This window comes from Actinomycetospora sp. (genome assembly GCF_036497245.1).
In the GTDB taxonomy this organism is placed as follows: domain Bacteria; phylum Actinomycetota; class Actinomycetes; order Mycobacteriales; family Pseudonocardiaceae; genus Actinomycetospora.
On record NZ_DASXJS010000252.1, the window covers coordinates 1 to 6,733 of the forward strand.

Genomic DNA, 6,733 nt, shown 5'->3' on the forward strand with positions numbered 1-6,733 from the left:
CGGCTGTTGAGGACCCGGGCGGTCGCGTCGACGATCCGCTCCCTGGTGCGCTCGGACTTGCTGGGGGCGCCGCCGCGGACGCCCGCCTCGTCCCGGCTCGGAGAGCTCCTGGCTGGCGGCATGTACTGATCGTAATCGCGAGTGTGATGTCGGCGGGCCGGGTCAGGGCATCGACGAGCCGCCTCCCACGGCCACGACCTGGCCGGTGACCTGGCGGGCGACCCGCTCCGAGGAGAGGAAGACGACGGTGTCGGCGACGTCGGCGGCCTCGGTCAGGCGCCGCAGTGGCTGCTGCTTGCGGACATGATCGATCTGATCGGCGTTGAAGATCGCGTCCTGTCCCGCCGACCAGAGGCTGTGCGCGCCGACGCCGCCCTCGTCGGGCAGCACCAGCCCGGGGCAGACGACGTTCGACCGGATCCCCTTCCGGCCCTGTTCCCGCGCGGTGGTGCGGGCGAGGGCGATCAGGCCGGCCTTCGTCGTGCCGTAGACCCCCTGACGCACGGCCCCGAACGCGGCGTCCGAGGAGATGAAGACGATGGACCCGCTCCCCGCCTCGCCCATCGGTCCGAGCGCGGCCTGGGTGCAGTCGATCGCGGTGAAGAGGTTGACCTCCACGGTGCGCTGCCACAGCGCGCGGTCGGTCTGTTCGGTGAGGAATCCCGGCACGCTGATCCCGGCGTTGTTCACGAGGGCGTCGACGCCGCCCCAGGCGCCGACGGCCCGCTCGACCACCGCGGTCCCCGAGCCGTCGTGGGTCAGGTCGGTCGCGTGGACCAGGACCTCTCCCGCTCCGAGGTCCTCGGCCTCGGTCCGCACGCGCTCGGCCTGCTCGGAGTCGAGGTCGACGAGCAGGATGCGCGCCCCCTCACGGGCGAAGCCGTGCACGATGCCGCGTCCGATGTTGGACGCGCCGCCGGTGACGATCACGCGGGCGTCGGTCAGTCCGAGATCCATGCGGGATTCCCTCCGTCGGGCCGTCTTCTCGTGCAGGATCCGATCACCGTGCGCCGCCTTGACAGGCCCGCCCGGTCGTGATGTCGTGCACCCAACCTAATCCATCTTAAAAAAGCTGCCGGAGGTGGGCGATGACGCTGACGACCGAGCCGGGTGAACGGCAGTACGACCCGGTGTCGCTCGCCCCGATGGCGTTCTGGGCCAAGTCGCCGGAGGAGCGCGAGGAGGACTACGCGGTCCTGCGCGCCGAGCGTCCGATCAGCTGGCACCCGCCGGCCGAGGGCTCGATGATGCCGCCCCAGGAGGGCGGCGGGTTCTGGGCCGTGACGCGCCACGAGGACATCGTCGCCGTCAGCAAGGACCCCGACACCTTCTGCTCGGGCGAGGGCATCACGATGGAGGACGTCCCCCCGGACATCCTCGAGGCGGTCAGTTCCTTCCTGGCCACCGACGCCCCGCGGCACACGAAGCTCCGCAAGCTGGTGAGCGCGGCGTTCACCCCGAAGCGGGTGAAGAAGATCGAGGACCAGATCCGCGACCAGGCCCGCCGACTCGTGGACGAACTGATCGAGACCGGGGACTGCGACTTCGTCGCGCAGATCTCCCGGCGGCTGCCGCAGTGGACGATCTTCGAGATGGTCGGGGTCGAGGACCAGGAGAGCCGCGACCTCGCCACCGAGGGCGCGGACGGCATGGTCAGCTGGGGCGACGACGAGGTGCTGGCCGGTCGCGAGCCCACCGAGCTGATGACCCAGTCGCTGATGCAGCTCATCAACGTCGCCGTCGATCATGCCGAGGCCCGCCGAGCCGAGCCGCGCGACGACCTGATGACCAACCTGGTCCAGGCCGAGGTCGACGGCGAGCAGCTCACCGACGAGGAGATCGCGGCGTTCTTCTGCCTGCTCTCGGTGGCGGGCAACGACACCACCCGCAACACCACCTCCGCGACCATGCGGGCGCTGACCCTCAACCCGGACCAGCGCACCCTGCTCCGCGAGGACTTCGACGGGCGCATCGGTGTTGCGATCGACGAGTTCGTGCGCTGGGCGACCCCGGTGATGACCTTTCGCCGCACCGCCACCCGCGACGTCGAGCTGCGGGGGAGCCACATCCGCCAGGGCGACTGGGTCGTGCTGTTCTACCCGTCGGGCAACCGCGATCCCGAGGTCTTCGACGACCCGATGCGCTTCGACGTGACTCGCTCGCCGAACCCGCACGTGGGCTTCGGCGGCGGCGGTCCGCACTACTGCATGGGCAACCAGCTCGCGAAGACCCAGCTGCGCGCGATCTTCTCCGAGATCCTCACCCGCGTCCCGGACCTCGAGGCCGACGAGCCGGTCTACCTGGCCGGGAACTTCATGCAGGCCATCAAGTCCATGCCCTGCCGTCTCAACCTCTGATCACCACCGCCACGTCCTGAGGAGGACCGATGCCGAAGATCGTCGTGGACTACGACAAGTGCACCGGGCTGGGCATCTGCGAGTCGATCGCCCCCGACGTCTTCGAGGTCGACGACGACGGCTCGCTGCTGCTGCTCGAGGAGAAGCCCGACGAGGGTCGTCGCGGTGAGCTCCAGGAGGCCGTCGACGGCTGCCCCACCGGCGCCCTGTCGATCGAGGACTGAGCCCGTGACGGTGGACGAGCCGGACCTGGTGCTCCACGACGTCGACGAGCGCGGGGTGGCGCGGGTGCGCCTCAACCGCCCGAAGGCGTCGAACGGCATGGACGTCCCGCTGCTGCGGGCGCTCTACGACGCGATCATGGCCTGCTACTCGGAACCGCACCTGCGGGTCCTCGTGCTCTCCGGCGAGGGCAAGAACTTCTGCGCGGGCGGCGACGTCAAGACGTTCGCGAGCAAGGGCGAGGCGCTGCCGGACTACCTGCGCGAGGCCACCTCGTGGCTGCAGGTGTGTGTGCAGGGGCTGCTGAACCTCCCCGCACCGGTGATCGCCTCGGTGCACGGCTTCGCGGCAGGCGGCGGCGGCTTCGGCCTGGTGTGCGCGGCCGACCTCGTCGTCGCGGCCGAGTCGGCGAAGTTCCTCGGCGGCGCCACCCGCGTCGGGATGGCGCCGGACGCGGGCACCACGGTGACCCTGCCGCAGCTGGTGGGGCTGCGGAAGGCGCTCGAGATCTCGCTGACCAACCCCACCCTCTCGGCGGCCGAGGCGCTCGAGCTCGGTCTCCTCACCCGCGTGGTGGCCGACGACGAGCTCGCCGCCGCGACCGACGAGCTGGCCTCGCAACTGGCCGACGGCGCGCCGCGGGCGCTCGCCGCGACGAAGCGCCTGATGTGGTCCGGGCTCGGGTCCCGGGTCGAGGCCCAGCTGCCCGAGGAGGCGCGCACCGTCTCCGAGCTCTCCGGCACCGCCGACGCCCGGGAGGGCCTGGACGCCGTCATGGGCCGCCGGGCACCGAAGTTCACCGGGCGCTGACCCGACGCCTCCGGCGACCCACACCCCCCGGGAGGGACCGACATGTACCCGCGCACCCATGCCTTGCGCACCCCCGACAAGGTCGCCGCGCGTCTGGTCGAGACCGGTCAGGAGCTGACCTACGCCCAGCTCGACGACCGCTCCACCCGGCTCGCGCGGGTGCTCGCCCAGGCCGGTCTGCGCCGCGGCGACACCGTCGCGCTGCTGTCCACCAACGCGCTCGAGGCCCTCGAGGTGTACTGGGCGGGCCTGCGGTCGGGGCTGTACGTGACCGCGGTCAACCATCACCTGGCGCCCGACGAGGTGGCCTACATCGCGCAGGACTCCGGCGCCCGGGCGATCGTCGTCTCGGCGGACAAGGGCGACCTCGCGGCCGCCGTCGTCGACGCGACGCCCGGCGTGGTGCTGCGCCTGGCCTACGGCGGTGAGGTGCCGGGCCACGGGGCGTACGAGGAGGCACTGGCCGGGTCGTCGGGCGAGCCGCTCGACGACGAGCCCGCAGGCGCGCCGATGCTGTACTCGTCGGGGACGACGGGCCGCCCCAAGGGCATCCGGCCGCCGCTCGCCGAGGCGCAGATCAGCGACGCCCCCGACCCGCTCGTCCGGCTCATCGCGGCGTTCGGGGTCGGCGAGGACACCGTCTACCTCTCGCCCGCGCCGATCTACCATGCGGCGCCGCTGCGGTGGGCCGCAGGCGTGCACGCCCACGGCGGGACGGTGGTGATGATGCGCAGGTTCGACGCCGAGGGCGCCCTCGCCGCGATCGCGGGCAACGCCGTCACCCACGCGCAGTTCGTGCCGACCATGTTCGTGCGGATGCTGCGCCTCGACGACGACGTCCGGCGCTCCTACGACCACTCGAGCCTGCGGGTCGCGGTGCACGCGGCCGCGCCGTGCCCGGTCGAGGTCAAGCAGAAGATGATCGACTGGTGGGGCCCGATCCTCGTCGAGTACTACGCCGGGACCGAGGGCCACGGTATGACGATGATCGACAGCGCCCAGTGGCAGACGAAGCCCGGGTCGGTGGGGAAGGCCGTGCTCGGCATCATCCGCATCTGTGATGACGACGGCAACGCCCTGGGCACCGACGAGGTCGGCACCGTCTACTTCGAGCGCGACGAACTGCCGTTCATCTATCACAACGATCCCGAGAAGACCCGCGAGGCGCAGCACCCCGAGCACGGGAACTGGACGACCGTCGGCGACATGGGCCGTGTCGACTCCGACGGCTTCCTGTTCCTCACCGACCGCAAGTCCTTCACGATCATCTCCGGCGGGGTGAACATCTACCCCGCCGAGATCGAGAGCGTGCTGACGCTGCACGAGGCGATCGACGACGTCGCGGTGATCGGGGTGCCCGACGAGGAGATGGGCGAGCAGGTCCGCGCGTTCGTCGTGCCCACCGCGGGGACGGCCACCGGACCGGAGCTCGAGGAACGGATCATCGCCTTCGTGCAGGAGCGCATCGCCCGCTACAAGGCGCCGCGCGGCGTGGAGTTCGTGGACTCGCTGCCGCGCACCGAGACCGGCAAGCTCCTCAAGCGGGAGATCCGGGAGAACTACCTGGCGTCCAGCCCCGCCGGGGCCTGAGCGGTCACGGCGGCCCGGAGATCGTCCGGGACGCCGCGGGTCAGGGCGTGCACGACGAACCGCTGCACCGTGTCGATGACGTCGTCCACCGGACCGCGGTCCGGGTCGAACCACTGGGGTGCCCAGTTCAGCGCGCCGAGCACGAACATCCGGGCCAGTCCGGTGTCGAGGCCGGGCGCGAGCTGTCCCGCCTCCGCGCACGCCTCGACCAGCTCGCGCCAGAGGTCGCTGTAGGTCTGCAGGCCCTCGACGAGCTTGGCGCGGATCGGCTCCGGCAGCTGGACGGCGTTGCGCATCGCGGCCGAGGAGAAGTCCGAGGTCTCCAGCACGATGCGCAGATGGGCCGCGACGGCCTCCTGGAGGCGGTCGATCGGCGTCAGCTCGGCGGGCAGCGCGGCCAGCAGATCCACGAGGTGGTCGATGATGGTCTGCTGGCCGGAGAGGACGACCTGCTCGACGAGCGCGTCGCGGGACGGGAAGTAGTAGTAGAGGGCGGGAGCCTGCACCGAGGCCAGTTCGGCGATCTCGGTGAGTCTGGTGCCCGCGTACCCGTGCCGGTCCAGGAGCTTCGCCGCGGCGTCGAGGATGCGCGCGCGTGTCCGCGAGGACTTGTTGTCGGCCCCGGACGTCGTCCCCAGACCGGCACGTGGGCGCGGCATGAGACCCGAGTATAAGGAACGTTCACGATGACCGCCGCCACGGTGCGGTCAGCCGGAGGGCAGCGACTCGATGTCCGGGCCCCGTCCGGCGTCGCGCCAGCGGTGCAGCGAGGGGTCGAGCAGGCGTCGCCACCAGTCCTCGGGCGCCCAGACCAGCGACTCCAGTTCGAGGGCGTCGAGGTATCGGACCGCCTCCGAGCGCAGGTCCTCGACGCGCAGCCGCGCCCCGGATGCCCCCTGCTCGAGCGTGACCTTCACCGTCGCGAACTCGCTGGAGACCACGCCCAGCTCGATACCGGGGCGGGCCCCGTCGTCGCCCGTCCTGTCGTCGCCGGCCCCGTCGTCGTTCGTCACGGCGCCATCAGACCAGGAACGACAGCGAGAGCAGGGGCCGGTCGGAGTCGACGAGCACGATCTTCTTCATCGACATCCGCAGGCCGTCGTCGCCGCGGCGCAGCCGGTGGGTGACCCGTCCCGCCCAGAACCGGGTGCCGCGCTCCCGGGACTCCACGATCTGGACCACCGAGGTCACCACGGTGTCGGTGCCCTCGACGCCGAGCACCTCGACGTTGCTGACGGAGCGGCACAGCCGTGACGGCGGGCGCTGGGCGTGCCTGCGGCCCGTGTGGAGCTGCTTGATCCGGGTCGCGATGCGGCCGCGGTTGTCGAAGATGATCGACATGGTCGTCATCGGATCGGCGTCGTCGTCGATCGGCACGTAGTAGAGCGCGTCGTCGGTCCAGAGGGCCTCCCACGCGTCCAGCTCGTGCGCGTCGGCGAGCCGGGCCTCGCGGTAGAGGAACTGTGCGGCCTCGTCGACCCCGATCGGCGCAGCCGCGGCGGCGGCATCCTGCTCGGTCGGCGCGGGGGTGCCGTCCACGACCTGCTGGGCAGCGACGGTCATGCCTGCGCTCCTTCGACGGTGCCCGGCTGCGGGGCGGTGCTGTCCTGCGGGTCCATCAGGGTCAGGTAGTGCTCCCACATGGAGCGCATGGAGGTCTCGTCGGTCGCGGTGCCGATGGTGAACCCGTCGTCGTCGGTGCGTTCGCGCCCGAGCCCGCGGCGCAGGTCGAGCCACTCCGGGCGGAGCTGCGC

The 6,733-nt window shown here is 71.4% G+C and carries 8 protein-coding genes and 1 pseudogene; 4 read left to right on the forward strand and 5 right to left on the reverse strand.

Translation table 11 applies throughout. The features are described 5' to 3' along the window. Positions 1–162: 162 nt before the first annotated feature. Entirely contained in the window at positions 163–957 is a 795-nt protein-coding gene (locus VGI02_RS26175) for an SDR family NAD(P)-dependent oxidoreductase (RefSeq protein ID WP_331632494.1), read from the reverse strand. 131 nt (positions 958–1,088) lie between these two features. Here VGI02_RS26175 and VGI02_RS26180 point away from each other — a divergent pair, with 131 nt between their 5' ends. From VGI02_RS26180 to VGI02_RS26195, 4 genes are read left to right on the forward strand one after another with little or no spacing between them, the layout of a single operon-like run. Beyond that, complete coding sequence (locus tag VGI02_RS26180; protein ID WP_331632497.1) at positions 1,089–2,357, forward strand: cytochrome P450; 1,269 nt, start codon at positions 1,089–1,091, stop codon at positions 2,355–2,357. 29 nt (positions 2,358–2,386) lie between these two features. Continuing rightward, positions 2,387–2,581 carry a ferredoxin gene (locus tag VGI02_RS26185; RefSeq protein WP_331632499.1) on the forward strand — a complete coding sequence of 65 codons (195 nt, stop codon included), beginning with the start codon at positions 2,387–2,389 and terminating at the stop codon, positions 2,579–2,581. Between the two features lie 4 nt (positions 2,582–2,585). Next, entirely contained in the window at positions 2,586–3,389 is an 804-nt protein-coding gene (locus VGI02_RS26190) for an enoyl-CoA hydratase/isomerase family protein (protein ID WP_331632502.1), read from the forward strand. A 42-nt stretch (positions 3,390–3,431) separates the two neighbouring features. Continuing rightward, positions 3,432–4,979, forward strand: a complete 1,548-nt coding sequence (locus VGI02_RS26195) for an acyl-CoA synthetase (RefSeq protein ID WP_331632504.1) — start codon at positions 3,432–3,434, stop codon at positions 4,977–4,979. Here the strand turns inward: VGI02_RS26195 and VGI02_RS26200 are convergent. From VGI02_RS26200 to VGI02_RS26215, 4 genes and pseudogenes are all read right to left on the reverse strand, one after another. Beyond that, positions 4,949–5,638, reverse strand: coding sequence for a TetR/AcrR family transcriptional regulator (locus VGI02_RS26200; protein WP_331632507.1), 690 nt, complete (start codon positions 5,636–5,638; stop codon positions 4,949–4,951). The two genes, VGI02_RS26195 and VGI02_RS26200, sit on opposite strands and share 31 nt — an antisense overlap. 48 nt (positions 5,639–5,686) lie before the next feature. Continuing rightward, entirely contained in the window at positions 5,687–5,992 is a 306-nt protein-coding gene (locus tag VGI02_RS26205; RefSeq protein WP_331632509.1) for a hypothetical protein, read from the reverse strand. 7 nt (positions 5,993–5,999) lie between these two features. Further along, complete coding sequence (locus VGI02_RS26210) at positions 6,000–6,542, reverse strand: aromatic-ring-hydroxylating dioxygenase subunit beta (protein WP_331632511.1); 543 nt, start codon at positions 6,540–6,542, stop codon at positions 6,000–6,002. Next, positions 6,539–6,733, reverse strand: a pseudogene (locus tag VGI02_RS26215) (hypothetical protein); the annotation flags it as partial. The gene VGI02_RS26210 and the pseudogene VGI02_RS26215, both read right to left, overlap by 4 nt.

What these genes read in the sequence shown, in the direction of transcription:
- VGI02_RS26175 (WP_331632494.1), bottom strand. Translation starts at nt 957, where the DNA reads ATGGATCTCGGACTGACCGACGCCCGCGTGATCGTCACCGGCGGCGCG.
- VGI02_RS26180 (WP_331632497.1), top strand. Translation starts at nt 1,089, where the DNA reads ATGACGCTGACGACCGAGCCGGGTGAACGGCAGTACGACCCGGTGTCG.
- VGI02_RS26185 (WP_331632499.1), top strand. Translation starts at nt 2,387, where the DNA reads ATGCCGAAGATCGTCGTGGACTACGACAAGTGCACCGGGCTGGGCATC.
- VGI02_RS26195 (WP_331632504.1), top strand. Translation starts at nt 3,432, where the DNA reads ATGTACCCGCGCACCCATGCCTTGCGCACCCCCGACAAGGTCGCCGCG.
- VGI02_RS26200 (WP_331632507.1), bottom strand. Translation starts at nt 5,638, where the DNA reads ATGCCGCGCCCACGTGCCGGTCTGGGGACGACGTCCGGGGCCGACAAC.
- VGI02_RS26210 (WP_331632511.1), bottom strand. Translation starts at nt 6,542, where the DNA reads ATGACCGTCGCTGCCCAGCAGGTCGTGGACGGCACCCCCGCGCCGACC.